This window comes from Ramlibacter tataouinensis (assembly GCF_027941915.1).
GTDB lineage: Bacteria > Pseudomonadota > Gammaproteobacteria > Burkholderiales > Burkholderiaceae_C > Ramlibacter > Ramlibacter tataouinensis_C.
In genome coordinates, this window is the sequence record NZ_CP116009.1 from 2,972,863 (window position 1) to 2,990,644 (window position 17,782).

Consider the following 17,782-nt stretch of genomic DNA (forward strand, 5'->3'; position numbering starts at 1 on the left):
CCGGTGGGTCAGCTGGCGAACGCGGAGGAGCGCAGCTGGAAGCGGGTGGCGGAGCGCTCGTCGCCCTCGCGCTGTTCCTGCCGGCCGGCGGCCAGCGCCTGCTGGCTGCGCATGCGCCCGGCCAGCGTGTCGAAGGCGCCGAGCCGGCGCCGGCTGTCCTGCCAGTGGCTGCGGCCCTGCGCCAGGCGGGCCTCCGCCTGCTGCGCCAGCGCGCGCTGCTGCTCGATGGCGCCGTCGAGCGTGGCGACGAAGAGCTGGAAGTTGCGCAGCTCGGAGGCGGGCAGCCCGGCGCGCATGCGCTCGTGCAGCCGCGCCAGGTACTCGTCGCGGTACTGCTGCAGCAGCGCCAGCTTCTCGGCCGCGCCGGCCTGCGCCTTCAGCAGCTCGGCCAGGCGGCGTGCCGCCTGATCCGTGCGCTCGCTCGCGAGCTCGATCAGGGTGTCCAGGGGGAGCTTGCTGCTCATGCGTTTCCTTGGAAGAGGGCGTGCAGGCCGCCGATGGCGGCCGGGTAGTCGGAGCGCTCGTGCATTTCCTGCTGCAGGAAGGCCTCGATGCGCGGGTACAGGGCCACCGCCTGGTCCAGCTGGGCGTCGTGGCCGGGCGCGTAGGCGCCCACGCTGATCAGGTCGCGGTTGCGCTGGTAGCGCGAGAGCATCTGCTTCATGCGGCGCACCAGGGCGAACTGCTGCGGCTCGATCAGCGCGGTCATGGCGCGGCTGATCGATGCCTCGATGTCGATCGCCGGATAGTGACCGGCCTCGGCGAGCGCGCGCGACAGCACCACGTGGCCGTCCAGGATGGCGCGCGCCGCGTCGGCGATCGGATCCTGCTGGTCGTCGCCTTCGGTCAGCACGGTGTAGAAGGCGGTGATCGAACCGCCGCGACCGGACGCATCGACGGCGCCGTTGCCCGCACGCTCCACCAGCGCCGGCAGCTTGGCGAACACGGACGGCGGATAGCCCTTGGTGGCGGGCGGCTCGCCCACGGCCAGCGCGATCTCGCGCTGCGCCATGGCGTAGCGGGTCAGTGAATCCATGATCAACAGCACGTCCTTGCCACGGTCGCGGAAGTCCTCGGCCAGGCGCGTGGCATAGGCGGCGCCCTGCATGCGCAGCAGCGGCGAGGTGTCGGCCGGCGCCGCCACCAGCACGGCGCGCGCCAGGCCCTCGGCGCCGAGCGTGTGCTCGATGAACTCCTTGACCTCGCGGCCGCGCTCGCCGATCAGGCCCACCACGATGACGTCGGCGCTGGTGTAGCGCGCCATCATCCCGAGCAGCACGCTCTTGCCGACGCCCGAGCCGGCGAACAGGCCCATGCGCTGGCCGCGGCCGACCGTGAGCATGGCGTTGATCGCGCGCACGCCGGTGTCCAGCACCTGCTCGATGGGCGCGCGCGTGAGCGGGTTGAGCGGCGCGGCGCCCAGCGTGACCTGGATGGTGGCGGCGAGCGGACCCAGTCCGTCGAGCGGCCTGCCGGTGGCGTCCACCACCCGGCCGAGCATGCCGTCGCCGACCGGCAGGCGCTTGGTGCTGTCCTGCCCCGGGGGGGCGCCGGGATCCTCCGGCGGATAGACGCGCGCGCCGGGCAGCAGGCCGGCGACCTCGCTGCGCGGCATGAGGTAGAGGCGGTCGCCGGAGAAGCCGACCACTTCCGCTTCGGCGGTGGGCTGCGCAAAGCCGGGCGGCAGTTCCACCAGGCAGTCGCTGCCCACGGCCAGGCGCAGCCCGACGGCTTCCAGCACCAGGCCGACGGCGCGCGTCAGGCGCCCGTGGGCCCGCACCGGCCGGCAGGCCGCGACGTCGGCGCGGGCCTGGCGCAGCGTTTCCTGCCAGGCGCCGACGTGGGGATTGCCTTCAGGCCGCACAGCGCTCGCGGTCCGGCAGGCGGCAGGTGAGCGCGGCTTCCACCCGCTGCCAGCGCGTTTCCACGCTGGCGTCGAGTTCGCCGACGGCCGACTTGACCCGGCAGCCGCCGCGCGTGACCGCGGCATCGGCCTGCAGCGACCAGCCGGCCTCGCGCAGTTCCTCGCCCAGCTGCTCGCGCACCAGCGCAGCGTCGTCCGGATGCAGCAGCAGGCGCGGCGAGCCGCTCAGTTCCGGCGCGGACGCCAGCAGGTCGCGCACCACCGCGAGCACGCAGTCGGGATCCGTCTTCAGCGCGGTGCCGGCCAGCTGCCGGCCCAGGTCCAGCGCCAGCCCCAGCACGCCCTCGGCCAGTTCGCGCTCGGCGATGCGCAGGGCCGCCGGCAGGGCCTGCGCCAGGGCCAGCAGCTGCGCGGCTTCCTGGCGCATTTCCTCCAGGCCCGCGGCCCGGCCTTCCAGGCGGCCCTGGGCCAGGCCCTGGGTCCGCCCTTCGGCGGCGCCGGCCTGGCGGGCCGCCTCGCGCAGGCGCTCCAGCTCGGCCTCGTCGAACCGGCGCACCGGCTCGAGCGGCGTCAGCACGGGCGCCGGCGCCGGCTTCGGCGGCGGCGGCGGGGCCGGCACCGCCTGCCGATCGGGGCCGGCGAAGGAAGCCATCTCCCAGCGCTGCCAGGCGGTCAGGGTGACGGCCGGCGCGGCGGCCGTTGGCGCGTCGCTGCTAGACATAGGAGTCGTCGCCCGAGGCGCTGATCACGATATCGCCGGCCTCGGCCAGGCGGCGCACGACGGCCAGGATGTTCTTCTGCTCGGCTTCCACCTGCGACACGCGCACCGGGCCGCGCATCTCCAGGTCCTCGCGCAGCAGCTCGGCGGCGCGCTGCGACATGTTGCGCAGGAACTTCTCGCGCAGCTCCTCGGGCGAGCCCTTGAGCGCGACGATCAGCGACTCCGATTCCACTTCCTTGAGCAGCAGCTGGATGGAGCGGTCTTCCAGTTCCAGCAGGTTCTCGAACACGAACATCTCGTCGACCATGCGCTGGGCCAGCGCTTCGTCCTGCTCGCGCAGGTACTTGATCACCGCCTCCTCGTGCGCGGTGCTCATCTGGTTGACGATCTCGGCGGCCGCGCGCACGCCGCCCAGGCGGCTGCGCTTGACGCCTTCGCCGGACAGCATGTTGGTGAGCACGTCCGTGAGTTCGGCCAGCGCGCTGGGCTGCAGGCCGCCGAAGGTGGCGATGCGCTGCACCACGCCGTGGCGCGTGCGCTCGGGCAGCTGCTCCAGCACCGCCGAGGCCTTCGGGCGGTCCATGTGCACCAGCAGCGTGGCGACGATCTGCGGGTGTTCGTCGCGGATCAGCTCGACGATCTCGTTGGGCTCCAGCTGGTTCAGGCGCTCCAGGCCGGTGGTGGTGTCGTCCTGCTTGAGGATGTGGTCCAGCAGGTCGGCGGCCCGGTCATCGCCGAGCGCCTTGGTCAGCACCGCGCGCAGGTAGCCGCCGGAGTCCAGGTGCAGCGCGGAGTACTGCTCCGTTTCCAGCCGGAAGTCCTCCAGCACCTCGCTGACCTGGGTCCGGGTGACGTGGCCCAGGCGGGCCATCGCCGCGCCCAGCGCCTTGACTTCGCCGGCCGGCAGGTGCTGCAGCACCTTGGCGGCCGCGTCCTCGCCGAGCGACATCAGGAGGATGCCGGCGCGGCGGATGCCCTCACCGTTCATGCTGGGCCATCCAGTTCTTCAGCAGCACCGCCACCATCAGCGGCTCCTTGCCGGCGATCTCGCGGGCGTACTGCAGGTTGTCGGCGTGGCGCGCGGCGCTGTCCTCCTGCGCCGGGTCCGGCCCTGCTGCCAGGGCGGGGGCCGCCGTGGCAGCGGCCACCTGGGCCGGCGCGGCCGGCTGCAGGTGCTTGCGCAGGAGCGGACGCACCACCGACAGCCAGGCGTACAGGCCCAGCAGCGCCAGCAACAGGGTCCAGCCCGCGGACTTGGCCAGGGCGACGTTCTCCGGCTGCTTCCACAAGGGCAGTTCGGGGGCGGGACTTTCGGCCACGAACGCGCTGTTGACCACGTTGAGCGAATCCCCGCGCTCGGCGCTGAAGCCCACGGCCTCCTTCACCAGGTTGCGGATCTGCTCGAGTTCGGCCGGCGCCAGCGCCTGGGTGACGCGCTTGCCCTGCGCGTTGGTGGTGTCGCGATGGTTCACCACCACGGCCACCGAGACGCGACGCACCGCGCCGGGGGCCTGCTGCACGTGGCGCAGCGTGCGATCCACTTCGTAGTTGATGGTGGCGTCGCGGCGCGCGTTGCCGGCGCGGGTGCCGGCCAGGCCGGCGAGCTCGGTGCTCATCTGCAGCTGGCCTTCGACGCGCGGCGCGTCGGGCGGCCGGGTGAGCGGCGCCGTCGGGGTGGCCGGCGGCTGGTTGGACAGCGCGCCGGGCACGCCCGCGGCCGCCATGCCGGCCTGCTGCACCGATTCGCTGGACTGCTGGCTGCGCACCGCGGCGCTGCCGGGCTCCTGGTTGGGACGGTGCTTCTCGTCCGTCGCCTCGACGATCGAGAAGTCGATGTCGGCGGCCACCTGGGCGTGCACGTTGCCGGCGCCCAGCAGCGGCTGCAGGATCGCCTCGATGCGGCGGGTGTAGGCCTGCTCGATCTCCTGCACGTATTTCAGCTGGCTGCCGTCCAGTCCGCGGGCGGCGGCCGGCGAGGTCAGCAGCTTGCCGTGCTGGTCCACCACGCTGATGCTCTTGGGCGACAGCTCCGCGACGCTGCTGGAGACCAGGTGCACGATGGCGTTGACCTGGGCGTCGTCGATCGCCCGCCCGCGGTGCAGCGTCAGCACCACGGAGGCGCTGGGCTTCTTCTGGTCGCGCACGAACAGGGCCGGCTTGGGCAGCGCCAGGTGCACCCGCGCCGATTCGACCGCCGAGATGGCGTTGATGGAGCGGGCCAGCTCGCCTTCCAGCGCCCGCTGGTAGTTGATCTGCTCGGCGAACTGGCTGGTGCCGAACTTCTGGTTGTCCATCAGCTCGAAGCCCACCGCGCCGCCCTTGGGCAGGCCTTGCGAGGCCAGCCGCAGCCGCACCTCGGCCACCTTGCCGGCCGGCACCATGAGCGCCGTGCCGCCCTCGGCGAAGCGGTAGGGCACGTTCATCTGCTGCAGCGCGGTCATGATGGCGCCGCCGTCGCGGTCGGACACGTTGCCGTACAGGACCCGGAAGTCGGGGGCGCGGCTCCACAGCCACAGCGCCGCCAGCGCGGCGACGGCCAGCGCGGCGGCCACCATCAGCGGCAGCCGCGGGTTGGCGCGCAGCTGCGCAAGCAGGCTGGGCGGCGGGGACGGCACGGACGCCTCGGCCAAGGCAGCGTTGTTCATGATGCCGTGGCAAACACAAAGGACATGCGACGGGGTTCCGGTTGGATGGCGGGGCCGCGGGCCGCGGCCGGGAAGACGTGGCGTGAAGGCGGCGTGACGGAATTTTCGGCTCGGGGCCGCAGGGCCTATCGCGCGAACAGCCTCGCGTTTTGCCGTCTTTTCGCGGGGCCTGGGCGGCGGGCCCGCTGATAGCCTTGCCGGCCTTGTCCATCGAGGAGCGGCATGTCCATCTCTCCCATCGAATCCGTGCTGCAGCAGATCCGCGCGCTGTCCGCGGCCGCCGCCGGCGATCTGCCCGCCGCGCCCGCACCCGGCGGCGGCTTCGCCCAGGAGCTGGCGCGCTCGCTGGACCGAATCAGTGGCGCGCAGCAGCAGGCCCAGGCACAGGCGCGGGCCTTCGAGCTGGGCGTGCCCGGCGTCGCGCTGAACGACGTGATGGTCGACCTGCAGAAGGCCAACATCGGCTTCCAGACGGCGCTGCAGGTGCGCAACCGCCTGGTGGCGGCCTACCAGGAAGTCATGAACATCCCGGCTTAGGCGCTTTCCCTAAGCCATTGCTCTTCAAAATGCCGGGGGGCGGCCGATAGCCAGGAGAGCGATGGCTTGTTGATGACACCCGGTCAGGCAGGTCCAGCGTTACGGCGAACCCGCCGGTCCCCTTAGCCACACAGGAGTCGAACATGGCGTCAGTCATCAACACCAACTCGCTTTCGCTGCTCACGCAGAACAACCTGAACAAGTCCCAGGCCTCGCTGAACACGGCGATCCAGCGCCTGTCGTCCGGCCTGCGCATCAACAGCGCCAAGGACGACGCCGCCGGCCAGGCCATCGCCAACCGCTTCACGGCCAACATCCGCGGCCTGCAGCAGGCCCAGCGCAACGCCAACGACGGCATTTCGATGGCGCAGACCACGGAAGGCGCGCTCAGCGAGATCAACGCCAACCTGCAGCGCATCCGCGAGCTGACGGTGCAGGCCAACAACGCCACCAACTCCGGCGCCGACAAGAGCTCGATCCAGGCTGAAATCAACCAGCGCATGGCCGAGATCAAGCGCACCACCGAGCAGACCGACTTCAACGGCACCAAGGTGCTGAACGCGAACCAGTCGCTGAGCATCCAGGTGGGCGCCAAGGACGGTGAAACCATCAAGATCGACCTGAAGCGGATGGACCTGGAGGGCCTGGGCCTGAGCGGATTCAACGTCGACGGCCAGGGCAGCGTGGACAATGCGGCGGCCAAGGGCGACGACCTGTTCCTGGCGGGCTTCAGCAAGGCCGGTGCGGCCAACGCCAACGGTTCCTACACCTGGTCCAAGACCGTCGACACCGACAACGTGGCGGCGAGCGCCGCCAGCGTGCTGTCCAAGATGGCGAACGGCGACACCGCGACCTTCGCCGGCACGAACAACGCCTACGGGGCGGCGGCTGCCGGCAACGCCTACGTGTACGACGCCGCCAGCGGCAACTTCTCGTACGATGTCGCCGACGTGAGCGCCGCCAGCGCGGCGGCCGTCCTGACGCCCGGCGCCGGGGAGGCCGCGCGTGCCGCCAAGATCGAGATCGGCGGCACCGCCATGGACGTGCTGATCGCCAACAGCGGCGACATCACGACCGCCGACGGCAAGGCGCTCTTCATCGACGGCTCGGGCAACCTGACCGAAACCACTTCGGGCGCCAACAGCACCTACGCCAAGGCCACCGTCGCCAACCTGACCACGCTGATGGACAGCGATGCCGGCACGACCTCGATCCTGGCGGCCGACGGCCTCACCAACCTGGTCGTCGGCCCGGCCGACGACATCGGCGTCGCCATCGCCAGCGCGAAGATCACGCTGGCCGACGGCTCGACCCTGACCGGCAACGGCGGCGTGGTGGCCAACGGCATCGACGTCGTCGGCGCCAAGATGAGCGCGCAGCAGCTGCTCAACGCCGAAGCCGCCGACGCGGTCAACGACCTGACCTTCAGTGTCGCCGTGAACACGGCCGGCGTGAGCGCGGCGACCGCGGTGACGGTGAGCACCGCCGCCGGCGCGACGACCGTCAAGGCCGGCGCCGACACCATCCGCGCCGACGGTTCCGCCGGCAACGCCGGCGAGCTGACGATCGACCTGCAGTACTCGACGACCACCGATTACTTCGAGCAGACCAACGGCAACGTGACCGACGGCTTCGGCGCCCGGGTCTACCAGGAAACCGAAAGCAAGAAGTTCACGACCGACGAGAAGACCCTGTCGGCCGCCACGGCCAACCCGCTCGACGTGCTGGACAAGGCGCTGTCGATCGTGGACAACCTGCGCAGCGACCTCGGTGCGGTGCAGAACCGGTTCGACTCGGTGATCTCCAACCTGGGCACCACCGTCACCAACCTGTCCTCCTCGCGCTCGCGCATCGAGGACGCGGACTACGCGACGGAAGTGTCCAACATGACCCGCGCCAACATCCTGCAGCAGGCCGGCACCTCGGTGCTGGCGCAGGCCAACCAGACCACGCAGGGCGTGCTGTCCCTGCTGCGCTAAGCAGCGCCCGGCGAGGACCCGCCCGGGTCCTTGCCGCTCCGCTTGCAGGCGGCGCCCGCCGCCTGCGCTATGCCCTCCCGCTTCGGCTTCGAGGCGGGAGCGCATAGCGACTGTGAGAGCACCTGCCATGAGCCTTCCTCCGACTTCCGTGCTGCCCGCGGCCGCGAATCGCGACGTCGCGGCCGACCGGCCTGCCGCCCCCGCCGCCCGGCCCGAGCCCGGCGTGCGTGCCAGCGCGGCCAACGACGCCGACGCCGGCGACCGCCGGGCGGCCTTGGCGGTCGAGGAGGTGCGCGGCAGCCTGAGCATCGACGGCGTGAGCGTGCAGTTCGAGCTCGACCGCGAGCTCAACGAGATGGTGGTGAAGGTGATCGATCCCGCGACCGGCGAGCTGATCCGGCAGATGCCGTCCGAGGAGGCCATCCGGGTCGCCACGGTCATGGGCCGCCTGCGCGGCCTGCTCGTGGAACGCACCGCCTGAAACGGCCGCAGAAGGAGACGTTTTCCATGGCTTCCATCTCCAGCCTCGGCGTCGGCGCCAACCTCGACCTCAATGGCCTGCTCGAGCAGCTGGCCGCCGCGGAGCGCGCGCCGGTCGTCGCCCTGCAGCGGCAGCAGATCAGCTACACGGCCAAGCTCACCGCCTACAGCCGCCTGCAGGGTGCGCTGGGCACGCTGCAGGCCGCCGCGTCCAAGCTGAGCGATCCCAGGCTGTTCGAGGGCGTGAAGGCGGGCTCCAGCGCTGCGGACGTGCTCACGGCCGCCGGTTCGGCCCATGCCGTCCCCGGCGTCTACAGCGCCAGCGTCAGCCAGCTTGCGCAGGCGCAGTCCCTGGTGTCCGGCGGCCGCCCCTCCTCGACCACCGCCGCGGTCGGCGCCGGCACGGTCAGCATCAGCTGGGGCACGATCGCCGGCGGCGCGTTCGATGCCGCCTCGGGCCGGTACACCGGCGCCGGCTTCGCCGAGGACGCGGAGCGCGAAGCCGTCAGCATCGCCATCGCCGCCGGCACCACGCTGGAGGGCATCCGAGACGCCATCAACGCCAAGGCCGACGCGGGCATCACCGCCAGCATCGTCAACGACGGCAGCGCCTCGCCCCACCGCCTGGTGCTCACCTCGACCCGCACCGGCGAGAACGCGAGCCTCAGGATCTCCGTGAGCGGCGACGACGCCTTGCAGGACCTGCTGGCGCACGATCCGGCGGGAATCCAGAACCTGCGGCAGACCGCGGCGGCCCAGGACGCCAAGCTCACCGTCAACGGCATCGCCGTGACCAGCCAGAGCAACACCGTGGCCGAGGCGATCCAGGGCGTGACGCTCAACCTGCTGAAGACCGGCGCCAGCCAGGTCAACCTGCAGCGCGACACCGGCTCGGTGGGCAGCGCCATCGCCGAATTCGTCAACGCCTACAACGGGCTGCAGGCGACGGCCAGGCAGCTGACGGCGTACAACGCGGAAACCCGCAGTGCCGCGCCGCTGGTGGGCGACGGCACGCTGCGGCTGATCCAGACCAGCCTGCGCAGCGCGCTCAACACGCCCCAGGCCGGCAGCCTGCAGACGCTGTCGAGGATCGGGATCGCCTTCCAGAAGGACGGCACGCTGCAGATCGATTCGGCCAAGCTCACCGAGGCGCTCGGCTCCAACCTGGCGGGCGTCGCCGAGCTGTTCTCCACCCGCAACCCCGGCGGCGGCTACGGCCAGCAGCTGGCCCATCTGGTGGAGGGGTTCAGCAAGACCGACGGCACCCTGGACGTGGCCACCGCCGGCGTGAAGACCTCGCTCAAGCGCCTGGACGAGCGCATCGTGGATGCCGAGGAGCGCGTTGCCGCGACCGTGGCCCGTTACCGCGGCCAGTTCACCCAGCTCGACCTGATGATGAGCCGCATGGCGTCGACCAGCGCCTACCTCACGCAGCAGTTCGCCAACCTGAACCTGGGCGGTAGCGGCAAGAAGTAGGAGCCAGGACGAACACCATGTACACCTCCCAGGGTTTTGCCGGCGGCGCCGGCGCCTACGCCCGCGTGGGCGCGGAAAGCGGCGCCATGGCCGCATCGCCCCACCAGCTGATCGCCATGCTGTTCGACGGCGCCGCGGCCGCCATCCAGATGGCGCGCCTGCAGATGGCGCGGCGCGAGACCGCCGCCAAGGGCAAGTCCATCTCGAAGGCCATCAACATCATCGACAACGGGCTCAAGGCCAGCCTGGACCCGCAGGCGGCCGGGCCCGACGGAGCGGCGCTGGTGGCCGACCTGTCGGCCCTGTACGACTACATCAACCAGCGGCTGCTGTACGCCAACCTGCGCAACGACCCCGGGCTCCTCGACGAGGCGGGGCGGCTGCTGGAGAACATCGCTTCCGCCTGGCGCGCGATCGCCCCGACCGCGGCGGGCCGGCCATGAACCCGGCGGGCACGTGCACGGGCGAAGTGATGTCCTGCTACCGCCGGCTGGCCGAACTCACCCGCCAGATGCTCGGCCATGCGCGGCGCGAGGAGTGGGGCTCGCTGCCTGCGCTGGAGGAGCAGTGCAGCGCGCTGGTGCGCCTGCTGCAGCAGCTCGAGCCGGTCGCCCAGCTGGACGCCGCGCAGCGGCAGGAAAAGCTCGGCCTGCTGCGCGGCATCCACAGCGATCGGAACGAGGTGCGCGCCAAGGTGGGGCCGCAGCTGCTGCACCTGCGCGACGCGGTGCAGGGCCTGCAGCGCCAGCAACTGCTGCGCTCCTACGGCCTGTAAGCGACGTGATCCCGGTGCTGACTCCCAACGAGGCCGTGGCGCAGGCGCGACTGGCGCAGCACCTGGCGGAGCTGCTGCAGCGCCGGGCGGCCGCCATTGGCGAGCCGCCGCCGGCCCGGGCGGTCGATGCCGCGTCCCTCGATCCGCGCCTGCCTTCGCGCCACGCGATGGACGGCCTGGCGCAGTCCGGCAGCGCCGGCCCGGCCTCCGGGGGGCCGGGCCGCTCCGCCGTGCCGCCAGCCGATCCGACGCCGGCGCTGAGCGCGGCCGCGCGCGCGCTGGCCGCGCTGCTGTATCGCAGCGGGAGTGACACGGTGCCGCCGGTGCGCGCAGTCGCACCCCTGTGGCTCGCCGCCGGGCCGCCGGCAGGCCCCGTGCTGGCGCAGGCGCTGGAGAGCGCTGCGCGCGAGAGCGGCCTGTTCTACGAATCGCACCTCCAGGAGGTTGCAGGCGGCACGCGCGCGCTGGCGCAGCTGCGGCTCGAACCCCAGGCCGCGCTGGCGCCGGCCGACCCGGCGGCGGCAGGGCCGGTGCTGCATCCGGCAACGGTCGACCTGGTGCGCCAGCAACTGGAGCTGATCGAGTCGGGCATCTTCCGCTGGCGCGGCGAGGCCTGGCCGGGCGCGCCGCTGGAATGGGACATCCGCGACGAGCGCGGGCAGGACGACGGGCCGCCGGGCGAAGCGTCCCGCGCATGGAGCACCCGGGTGCGGCTGGTGCTGCCCGCGCTTGGCGCCGTGGAGGCCCGCCTGGAGCTGGACAAGGCGGGTGGGTTGCAGCTGGGCCTTGCGGCGCGGCAGGAGGCCTCCGCTTGCCTGCAGGAGCACCGAGCCGGGCTGCTCCTGCGCCTGCAGGCGGCTGGCACGACCGTGCTCGCCTGCGACATCGGAGCCACGCCGTGACGCCGCGGACGCAGGCCGTGGCGCTGTCCTACGCCGACAAGGGCAGCGCGCCCAAGGTGGTGGCGAAGGGTTACGGGGCGACCGCGGAAGCCATCGTCCAGAGCGCCCGTGACAGCGGTGTCTATGTGCATGGCTCGGTGGAGCTGGTGCAACTGCTGATGGGCGTCGAGCTCGACCGCCACATCCCGCCGGCCCTTTACGTTGCCGTCGCCGAACTGCTGGTCTGGCTGTACGAGACCGATTGCGCCGCAGCCTCGGCCAGCTCATCCGTGGGAAAGCCCCAAATACCTTAGGCGATTGGATTAGCGGTCCCGCCGGTCTTACTTACGCGTGAAATCTTCTAGCAAAGATACTTACTGGAACTTACCAAAAGACAGGATTGGTTGCTTTGTTTAGGCGCCGTCCAAAGTATAGAAATGACGGAGCAGTACCCATGAGTTGGATGACCGCTGGGGCGACCCCGGGCAACCAGGCCCGGCCCGCGGAGGCGGATATCGCGACCGACATCCGCGACGTGAACCTCGCCTACCTCCTGCTCGCGCAGCGCCTGGCGCGTGAGGATCGCGCCACCGCCATGGTCCGCCTGGGGCTGCGAGGCGAGATGGTCGACCTGGTTGCCAGCCTGTCGCTGGCGCAGGTGGTGAAGCTGGCCGGTTCAAGTTTCCTGCTGTGCCGCTTTCGAGTGGGGGACGATGCCGGCCTGCGCGCGATGACCGAGGACAGGAAGGAGTCGCCCCTGAAGCAGGCCCACGCGTCCATCCTCCTGTCGAGCCAGCAGTTGGAAGCCGCGTTGTGACCCGCGTCGCCGCCGCCTGTGCTGCGGGTACTGCCGTGGCCGCCAAGAGCGTCGCCGCCGAAGCGCGCCAGATCCAGCTGGCCATCGAGCTGATCCAGCTGGGCGCGCGCCTGCAGTTCCTGGAGGCCGAGACCGGCCTGAGCCGCGACAGGCTCATTCGCCTCTACAAGGAGATTCGCGGCGTGTCGCCCCCCAAGGGGTTACTGCCGTTTTCCACCGACTGGTTCATGACCTGGATGGCGAACATCCACTCGTCGATCTTCTACAACATCTACCGCTTCATGGTGACGCATGGCGGCTGCGGCAGCATCGACGCGCTGATCAAGAGCTACCGGCTCTACCAGGAGCAGATCGAACAGCAGGGCGGCGAGCAGGTGCTGGACTTCACCCGCGCCTGGCTGCTGGTGCGCTACTTTCGCAGCGACATGCTGCAGCTGAGCACCTGCGGCAGCTGCCGCGGGCTGTTCGTCGCGCATGCGCACGATCCCCGGCGCGGCTACGTCTGTGTCCTGTGCCGGCCACCTTCGCGCGCCGGCAAGACGCGCAAGGCCGTGGCGGCGACCTCGATCGCCGCCACGACCCTGGAGACCCCGCTGTTGGGCCCTGCAGCCTGATGCGCGGATCGGGCCGGGGTCCGGCCCCGGCGTCCGAAAGGAAACGACCTTGCTTGTACTGATTGGCTACGTGGTGGTTCTGGGTTCCGTCTTCGGCGGATATGCGCTCATGGGCGGTCACTTCGGCGCCCTGTACCAGCCGCTGGAGCTGCTGATGATCGGCGGCGCCGCCTTCGGCGCATTCCTTGCCGGCAACAACCGCAAGACGATCCTTGCCACCGTGAAGGAGCTGCTGCGGGTGCTGCGCTCGTCGCGCCACAACAAGGCCCTGTACATGGACCTGCTCGCGCTGCTGTTCCTGCTGCTGGCCAAGGGCCGCAAGGACGGGATGCTGGCGCTGGAGAGCGAAATCGAGAACCCGGCCAACAGCGCTTTGTTCCAGCAGTACCCGCGCATCCAGGACGAGCCGGGCGTGGTCGATTTCCTGTGCGACTACCTGCGCGTGATCATCAGCGGCAATGCCAACCCCTTCGAGGTGGAGGCGCTGATGGATCACGAGATCGAGACCTACCGGCACGAAGCCTCGGTGCCGGCCCAGGCGCTCGCCCGGGTGGGCGACGCGCTGCCGGCGCTGGGCATCGTGGCCGCCGTCCTGGGCGTGGTGAACGCGCTCGCCTCGGCCGACCAGCCGCCGTCGGTGATGGGCCAGATGATCGCGCACGCGATGGTCGGCACCTTCCTCGGCGTGCTGCTGGCGTATGGCTTCATCACTCCGCTGTCGTCCCTGATCGAGCAGAAGCTCGCCGAGTCGGCCAAGATGTACGAGGCCATCAAGGTCACGCTGCTGGCCAGCCTCAACGGCTACGCGCCGCAGCTGGCGGTGGAGTTCGGCCGCAAGGTGCTCTATTCCACCGAGCGGCCTTCCTTCGGCGAGCTGGACGCCCACGTGCGCGAGGTGAAGGCGCGCTGAGCCGGGGTCGCAGATGAGCACGAAACCAGACGGCCACCGCATCGTCGTCCGGCGCAGGCCCGCCAGCGGCCACGCCGCCGCGCACGGCGGCTCCTGGAAGATCGCGTATGCCGACTTCATGACCGCCATGATGGCGTTCTTCCTCGTCATGTGGCTCCTGCTGATCTCGCCCAAGGAGCAGCTCGAGGGCATCGCCGAACACTTCAGGATGCCGCTGAAGACCGCCGTCAACGGCGGCCCCCGGAGCAGCGCCAGCAGCACCGTCATCCCGGGTGGCGGCCGCAATCCCCAGCATGTCGAGGGCGAGGTGAGCCGGGGGCACGAGGCCGAAGCCGAAGCCGAAGCCGACGGTCGGCGCCTGGCCGACCTCAAGGAGCGGCTGGAGGGCGTCATCGACAACAGCCCGGAGCTGCAGCAGCTGCGGCCGCAACTGCTGATCGATCTCACGCCCGAGGGCCTTCGCATCCAGATCGTCGACACGCGCAACCGGCCGATGTTCGAGCTCTCCAGCGCCCGGGTGCTGCCGCACATGCAACTGATCCTGCAGCAGATCGCGCCCGTCATCGACGGCCTGCCGAACAAGATCACCGTGGCCGGCCACACCGACGCAACCCTCTATGCCGGCGGCGCCAGGAACTACGGCAACTGGGAGCTCTCCGCCGACCGCGCCAATGCCTCGCGCCGCGAACTGGTGACCGGAGGCCTGCGCGACGGCCGCGTGTTGCGGGTCACCGGACTGGCCGCCAGCGTGCCGCTGGACAAGACGAATCCAGCCGCCGCGATGAACCGCCGCGTCAGCATCGTGGTGCTCAACCGGGAGGCGCAGCGGCGCATCGAGCGCGAGGTGCTGGGCGAGGGCGGGCTGGCCCGCAGGGCGCCCGCCGCCGAGCCTCGGGGGGCTCTGCCTCCGCTCGAGCCCGCCCCGCCTGCCAAGCTGCTCGCCGGCATCTGAGCCCGCGGGCGAACCCTCCCTTTCCACGCGTACCGGCATCGAGCGAACATGGACGTCACCTCCTTCTATCAAGCCTTCTTCGAGGAAGCCGACGAACTCCTGTCCGAGATGGAGCTGCTGCTGATGAACCTGGACCTGGCGGCGCCGGGGAGCGAGGACCTCAACGCGATCTTCCGCGCGGCCCATTCGATCAAGGGCGGCGCCGCGACCTTCGGCTTCGCCGCGCTGACGGACACCACCCACCTGCTGGAGAACATCCTGGACCGGGCGCGGCAGCGCCAACTGACCCTGCGAACCGACATGATCGACACCTTCCTGAAGACAAAGGATGCCCTGAAGGAGCAGATCGGCGCCTACCGCGAAGGCGCCGAACCCGATGCCGAGGCGGTGGCGCACATCTGCGCCACCTTGCGCGACCTGGCGCTCGAGGCGCAGGGCGGCAGTGCCCCCGCGGCCGCGCCGGCGCAGTCGATGCCGGTCGAGCCGGCCGAGCCGGGCCCGAGCGGCCGCTTGCGCGTGCGCCTGTCCCGGCTTGCACCCGGCGAGGACGAGCTGTTGCGCGAGGAGATGTCCAACCTGGGCACCATCGTGGCCGAAACGCGCACCGACGACGGGCTGACCTTCTCGCTGGAGACCAGCTGCAGTGCCGAGGACATCGTGGCGGTGTGCTGCTTCGTGATCGACGCCGACCAGATCGAGGTGGCGGGCGAGCAGCCCGCGCCGACGCCCGCGCCCGCACCGCCCGCCGGGCCCATGGCCGCGCCCGTGGCCGCGGTCGGGCCGGCGGCCAGCTCGCCGGCCCCGGCCCCCGTGAAGGAATCGGGTTCGCTGCGCGTGGACGTGCACAAGGTCGACCAGCTGATCAACCAGGTGGGCGAGCTGGTGATCACCCAATCCATGCTCACGCAGACGGCCAGCCTGCTCGATCCGGTGCTGCACGACCGGCTCCTGAGCGGCATCGCCCAGCTCGAGCGCAACGCGCGGGATCTGCAGGAATCGGTGATGTCGGTGCGGATGATGCCGATGGACTATGTGTTCAGCCGCTTCCCGCGCCTGATCCGTGATCTCTCGGCGAAGCTGGGAAAGCAGGTGGAACTCGTCACGTTCGGCAAGGAGACCGAGCTCGACAAGGGATTGATCGAGCGCGTGGTCGATCCGCTGACGCACCTGGTCCGCAACAGCCTGGACCACGGCATCGAGTTGCCCGCGGAGCGCGTGGCCGCCGGCAAGGACCGGGTCGGCCGGCTGCGCCTGGCCGCCCAGCACCAGGGAGGCAACATCGTCATCGAGGTCGGTGACGACGGTGGCGGTCTGTCCCGCGAGCGCATCCTCGCCAAGGCGGCGCAGCAGGGCCTGGCGGTGAGCGACGCGATGAGCGACGACGAGGTCTGGCAACTGATCTTCGCCCCTGGTTTCTCGACCGCGGACCAGATCACGGACGTTTCCGGCCGCGGCGTGGGCATGGACGTGGTCAGGCGCAACATCGAGGACATGGGCGGTCACGTCCATGTCAGCTCCAGGCGCGGCGTCGGCACGACCACGCGCATCGTGCTGCCGCTGACCCTGGCCATCCTCAACGGCATGTCGGTCAAGGTGGGCGACGAGGTCTACATCCTGCCCCTGAGCTACGTGATCGAGTCGCTGCAGCCCGACCCCGAGCACATCCACGTGATCCGCCAGGGCGAGCACGTGATGCAGGTGCGCGGCGAGTACCTGCCGCTGGTGGCGCTGCGCCAGGTCTTCCAGGTCCCCGGCAGCCAGCCGGAGCTCACCCGCTGCATCGTGATGATCGTGGAGGTCGCGGACGCCCGCTTCGCGCTGATCGTGGATCACCTCGTGGGACAGCACCAGGTGGTGGTGAAGAACCTGGAGACCAACTACCGCAAGGTCCCCGGCATCTCCGGCGCGACCATCCTCGGCGATGGCAGCGTCGCGCTGATCGTCGACGTTCCCGCCCTGCGATCGCTGGCGGGCCGCCGACCGGTGCACGTACCGCAAGCGCTGGCCGCCTGAGCTTCAAACGGATCGCTGCAGTCCACGGCCAGCTGGCCGGGCTCGACGGGTCCTCCAGCAGCGGCCGCACAAGCCTGCACTCATGAACATTTTCGAAACCTCGTCCCTTGCTGAAGATCGCTGCCATGGCCACCAAAAGTAACCTGCCCCCGCCCGTGACGTCGAGGTCTTCGGGCGACTCGTTGGAGATGCTGAGCCGATACGCTTCCTCGCAGGGGCTGGCAATAAGCGGGACTTGGTTCAGGTGGGAGCTCGCTGGAAACGCATGTGACGCACGCAACTGCCTGCGCGCTCTGCGGTACCTGGGCTTGCCAGCTGTGCTGCGGCATGGCTCGATGAAAGAGTTCCTTGCGCTCGACCAGCCGAGCCTGGCAGAAATGAAGGATCTGCGAATGGCATTGGTCGAGCCCGGCCAAGGGCGGGTACGGGTCTGGCGGGAGGGCAGCGGCAGCCTTCAAGTCTGGACGCTCGAGCGTTTCCGACAGGCCTGGAGCGGCGCCTGGATCCTGATCGAGGATCCGAAGACCGAGGCGGATTGCACAAAACCCGCCAGGCAGTCGCACAGGTCACGAGCGCTGGTCATGCATTGAGGCCGGCGGCCAGGCATCGGGGTGGGACATCCTGCCGTCGGCAACCGTTGCGGCGCGTGACGGTCATCGCGATGGAGGCGGCAAGCCGCCTGGTGCAAGCCGAGAGAAGCTGCGGCGTTAGCGGTTTGTGATTGACTTGCGCCCTGAGATGTTGCCGTTCCCCGCATGGGGGGTACAGACAGAAAGGATTTCGTTGCGATCCCCGCGCACTACGGAGGGGGTAACCATAGCCGGGACGCGGCCGATGCTGGAGCGACCGCCCGTTCCAGGGAGCCGGTGGCACGGCGCCGGCTCCTGCTATACTCGCTGGCTTCGCGGCTGTAGCTCAGTTGGATAGAGTACTTGGCTACGAACCAAGGGGTCGTGGGTTCGAATCCTGCCAGCCGCGCCAAATTCGTTAGCGAATTAAGGGGTTACGTCTCACAAGGGCGTAACCCCTTTTCATTGGGCGGGGCCTGCCGGCGACCGCCCGCCCAGCTGTGTCGAGACTCGGCGGATCAGCTTGCCGGCGTGCCCAGCGGCCGCTCC

Annotated in this window: 19 protein-coding genes and 1 tRNA gene; 15 read left to right on the forward strand and 5 right to left on the reverse strand. The window is 70.4% G+C overall.

The window, feature by feature from the left end; genetic code table 11:
* Positions 1-8: 8 nt before the first annotated feature.
* From fliJ to fliF, 5 genes are read right to left on the reverse strand one after another with little or no spacing between them, the layout of a single operon-like run.
* A complete protein-coding gene (gene fliJ / locus PE066_RS14200; protein WP_271233184.1) occupies positions 9-464 on the reverse strand; it encodes a flagellar export protein FliJ in 456 nt (151 codons plus the stop codon).
* A complete protein-coding gene (gene fliI, locus PE066_RS14205) occupies positions 461-1,864 on the reverse strand; it encodes a flagellar protein export ATPase FliI (RefSeq protein ID WP_271233185.1) in 1,404 nt (467 codons plus the stop codon). Before fliI ends, fliJ begins: the two co-directional genes overlap by 4 nt.
* Complete coding sequence (gene fliH / locus PE066_RS14210) at positions 1,854-2,585, reverse strand: flagellar assembly protein FliH (protein WP_271233186.1); 732 nt, start codon at positions 2,583-2,585, stop codon at positions 1,854-1,856. The genes fliI and fliH overlap by 11 nt, the downstream gene beginning before the upstream one ends.
* Entirely contained in the window at positions 2,578-3,573 is a 996-nt protein-coding gene (fliG, locus tag PE066_RS14215) for a flagellar motor switch protein FliG (protein WP_271233187.1), read from the reverse strand. The genes fliH and fliG overlap by 8 nt, the downstream gene beginning before the upstream one ends.
* A complete protein-coding gene (fliF, locus tag PE066_RS14220; protein WP_271233188.1) occupies positions 3,563-5,230 on the reverse strand; it encodes a flagellar basal-body MS-ring/collar protein FliF in 1,668 nt (555 codons plus the stop codon). Before fliF ends, fliG begins: the two co-directional genes overlap by 11 nt.
* A 222-nt stretch (positions 5,231-5,452) precedes the next feature.
* Between fliF and fliE the strand changes: the two genes are divergently transcribed.
* The 15 genes from fliE to PE066_RS14295 all read left to right on the forward strand — a co-directional run bounded on the left by fliE (position 5,453) and on the right by PE066_RS14295 (position 17,645).
* A complete protein-coding gene (gene fliE / locus PE066_RS14225) occupies positions 5,453-5,767 on the forward strand; it encodes a flagellar hook-basal body complex protein FliE (RefSeq protein ID WP_271233189.1) in 315 nt (104 codons plus the stop codon).
* A gap of 143 nt (positions 5,768-5,910) precedes the next feature.
* A complete protein-coding gene (locus PE066_RS14230) occupies positions 5,911-7,746 on the forward strand; it encodes a flagellin N-terminal helical domain-containing protein (RefSeq protein ID WP_271233190.1) in 1,836 nt (611 codons plus the stop codon).
* A gap of 127 nt (positions 7,747-7,873) precedes the next feature.
* Positions 7,874-8,227: a flagellar protein FlaG gene (locus PE066_RS14235; protein WP_271233191.1), complete on the forward strand. Its 354-nt coding sequence runs from the start codon at positions 7,874-7,876 to the stop codon at positions 8,225-8,227.
* Between the two features lie 26 nt (positions 8,228-8,253).
* Entirely contained in the window at positions 8,254-9,702 is a 1,449-nt protein-coding gene (fliD, locus tag PE066_RS14240) for a flagellar filament capping protein FliD (protein WP_271233192.1), read from the forward strand.
* A 17-nt stretch (positions 9,703-9,719) separates the two neighbouring features.
* Complete coding sequence (gene fliS, locus PE066_RS14245) at positions 9,720-10,145, forward strand: flagellar export chaperone FliS (RefSeq protein ID WP_271233193.1); 426 nt, start codon at positions 9,720-9,722, stop codon at positions 10,143-10,145.
* A gap of 29 nt (positions 10,146-10,174) precedes the next feature.
* A complete protein-coding gene (locus tag PE066_RS14250) occupies positions 10,175-10,477 on the forward strand; it encodes a flagellar protein FliT (protein ID WP_271233194.1) in 303 nt (100 codons plus the stop codon).
* Between the two features lie 5 nt (positions 10,478-10,482).
* The gene (locus tag PE066_RS14255) at positions 10,483-11,379 is read left to right on the forward strand and encodes a flagellar hook-length control protein FliK (protein ID WP_271233195.1); all 897 of its coding nucleotides are present in this window, start codon (positions 10,483-10,485) and stop codon (positions 11,377-11,379) included.
* Complete coding sequence (locus tag PE066_RS14260; RefSeq protein WP_271233196.1) at positions 11,376-11,672, forward strand: EscU/YscU/HrcU family type III secretion system export apparatus switch protein; 297 nt, start codon at positions 11,376-11,378, stop codon at positions 11,670-11,672. The genes PE066_RS14255 and PE066_RS14260 overlap by 4 nt, the downstream gene beginning before the upstream one ends.
* Positions 11,673-11,812: 140 nt before the next feature.
* Positions 11,813-12,175, forward strand: a complete 363-nt coding sequence (gene flhD, locus PE066_RS14265) for a flagellar transcriptional regulator FlhD (protein WP_440480532.1) — start codon at positions 11,813-11,815, stop codon at positions 12,173-12,175.
* Between the two features lie 35 nt (positions 12,176-12,210).
* Positions 12,211-12,789, forward strand: coding sequence for a flagellar transcriptional regulator FlhC (gene flhC, locus PE066_RS14270; protein WP_271233197.1), 579 nt, complete (start codon positions 12,211-12,213; stop codon positions 12,787-12,789).
* A gap of 49 nt (positions 12,790-12,838) precedes the next feature.
* The gene (motA, locus tag PE066_RS14275; protein ID WP_271233198.1) at positions 12,839-13,699 is read left to right on the forward strand and encodes a flagellar motor stator protein MotA; all 861 of its coding nucleotides are present in this window, start codon (positions 12,839-12,841) and stop codon (positions 13,697-13,699) included.
* Positions 13,700-13,712: 13 nt separating this feature from the next.
* On the forward strand, positions 13,713-14,651 hold the full coding sequence (motB, locus tag PE066_RS14280) for a flagellar motor protein MotB (protein WP_271233199.1): 939 nt from the start codon (positions 13,713-13,715) through the stop codon (positions 14,649-14,651).
* Positions 14,652-14,699: 48 nt separating this feature from the next.
* Positions 14,700-16,664 (forward strand): chemotaxis protein CheA, encoded by a 1,965-nt coding sequence (gene cheA, locus PE066_RS14285; RefSeq protein WP_271233200.1) that lies wholly within the window; start codon positions 14,700-14,702, stop codon positions 16,662-16,664.
* Between the two features lie 335 nt (positions 16,665-16,999).
* Positions 17,000-17,254 carry a hypothetical protein gene (locus tag PE066_RS14290; protein WP_271233201.1) on the forward strand — a complete coding sequence of 85 codons (255 nt, stop codon included), beginning with the start codon at positions 17,000-17,002 and terminating at the stop codon, positions 17,252-17,254.
* Between the two features lie 314 nt (positions 17,255-17,568).
* Positions 17,569-17,645, forward strand: a tRNA-Arg gene (locus PE066_RS14295).
* The last annotated feature ends 137 nt before the right edge of the window (positions 17,646-17,782 follow it).

Bases quoted from the DNA above. Each gene is read 5' to 3' on its own strand.
- PE066_RS14235 (WP_271233191.1), top strand. From the start codon at position 7,874: ATGAGCCTTCCTCCGACTTCCGTGCTGCCCGCGGCCGCGAATCGCGAC.
- fliE (WP_271233189.1), top strand. From the start codon at position 5,453: ATGTCCATCTCTCCCATCGAATCCGTGCTGCAGCAGATCCGCGCGCTG.
- flhD (WP_440480532.1), top strand. From the start codon at position 11,813: ATGAGTTGGATGACCGCTGGGGCGACCCCGGGCAACCAGGCCCGGCCC.
- fliH (WP_271233186.1), bottom strand. From the start codon at position 2,585: ATGTCTAGCAGCGACGCGCCAACGGCCGCCGCGCCGGCCGTCACCCTG.
- fliJ (WP_271233184.1), bottom strand. From the start codon at position 464: ATGAGCAGCAAGCTCCCCCTGGACACCCTGATCGAGCTCGCGAGCGAG.
- cheA (WP_271233200.1), top strand. From the start codon at position 14,700: ATGGACGTCACCTCCTTCTATCAAGCCTTCTTCGAGGAAGCCGACGAA.
- PE066_RS14250 (WP_271233194.1), top strand. From the start codon at position 10,175: ATGTCCTGCTACCGCCGGCTGGCCGAACTCACCCGCCAGATGCTCGGC.
- motB (WP_271233199.1), top strand. From the start codon at position 13,713: ATGAGCACGAAACCAGACGGCCACCGCATCGTCGTCCGGCGCAGGCCC.
- fliF (WP_271233188.1), bottom strand. From the start codon at position 5,230: ATGAACAACGCTGCCTTGGCCGAGGCGTCCGTGCCGTCCCCGCCGCCC.
- fliS (WP_271233193.1), top strand. From the start codon at position 9,720: ATGTACACCTCCCAGGGTTTTGCCGGCGGCGCCGGCGCCTACGCCCGC.
- PE066_RS14290 (WP_271233201.1), top strand. From the start codon at position 17,000: ATGAAAGAGTTCCTTGCGCTCGACCAGCCGAGCCTGGCAGAAATGAAG.
- PE066_RS14230 (WP_271233190.1), top strand. From the start codon at position 5,911: ATGGCGTCAGTCATCAACACCAACTCGCTTTCGCTGCTCACGCAGAAC.
- fliG (WP_271233187.1), bottom strand. From the start codon at position 3,573: ATGAACGGTGAGGGCATCCGCCGCGCCGGCATCCTCCTGATGTCGCTC.
- fliD (WP_271233192.1), top strand. From the start codon at position 8,254: ATGGCTTCCATCTCCAGCCTCGGCGTCGGCGCCAACCTCGACCTCAAT.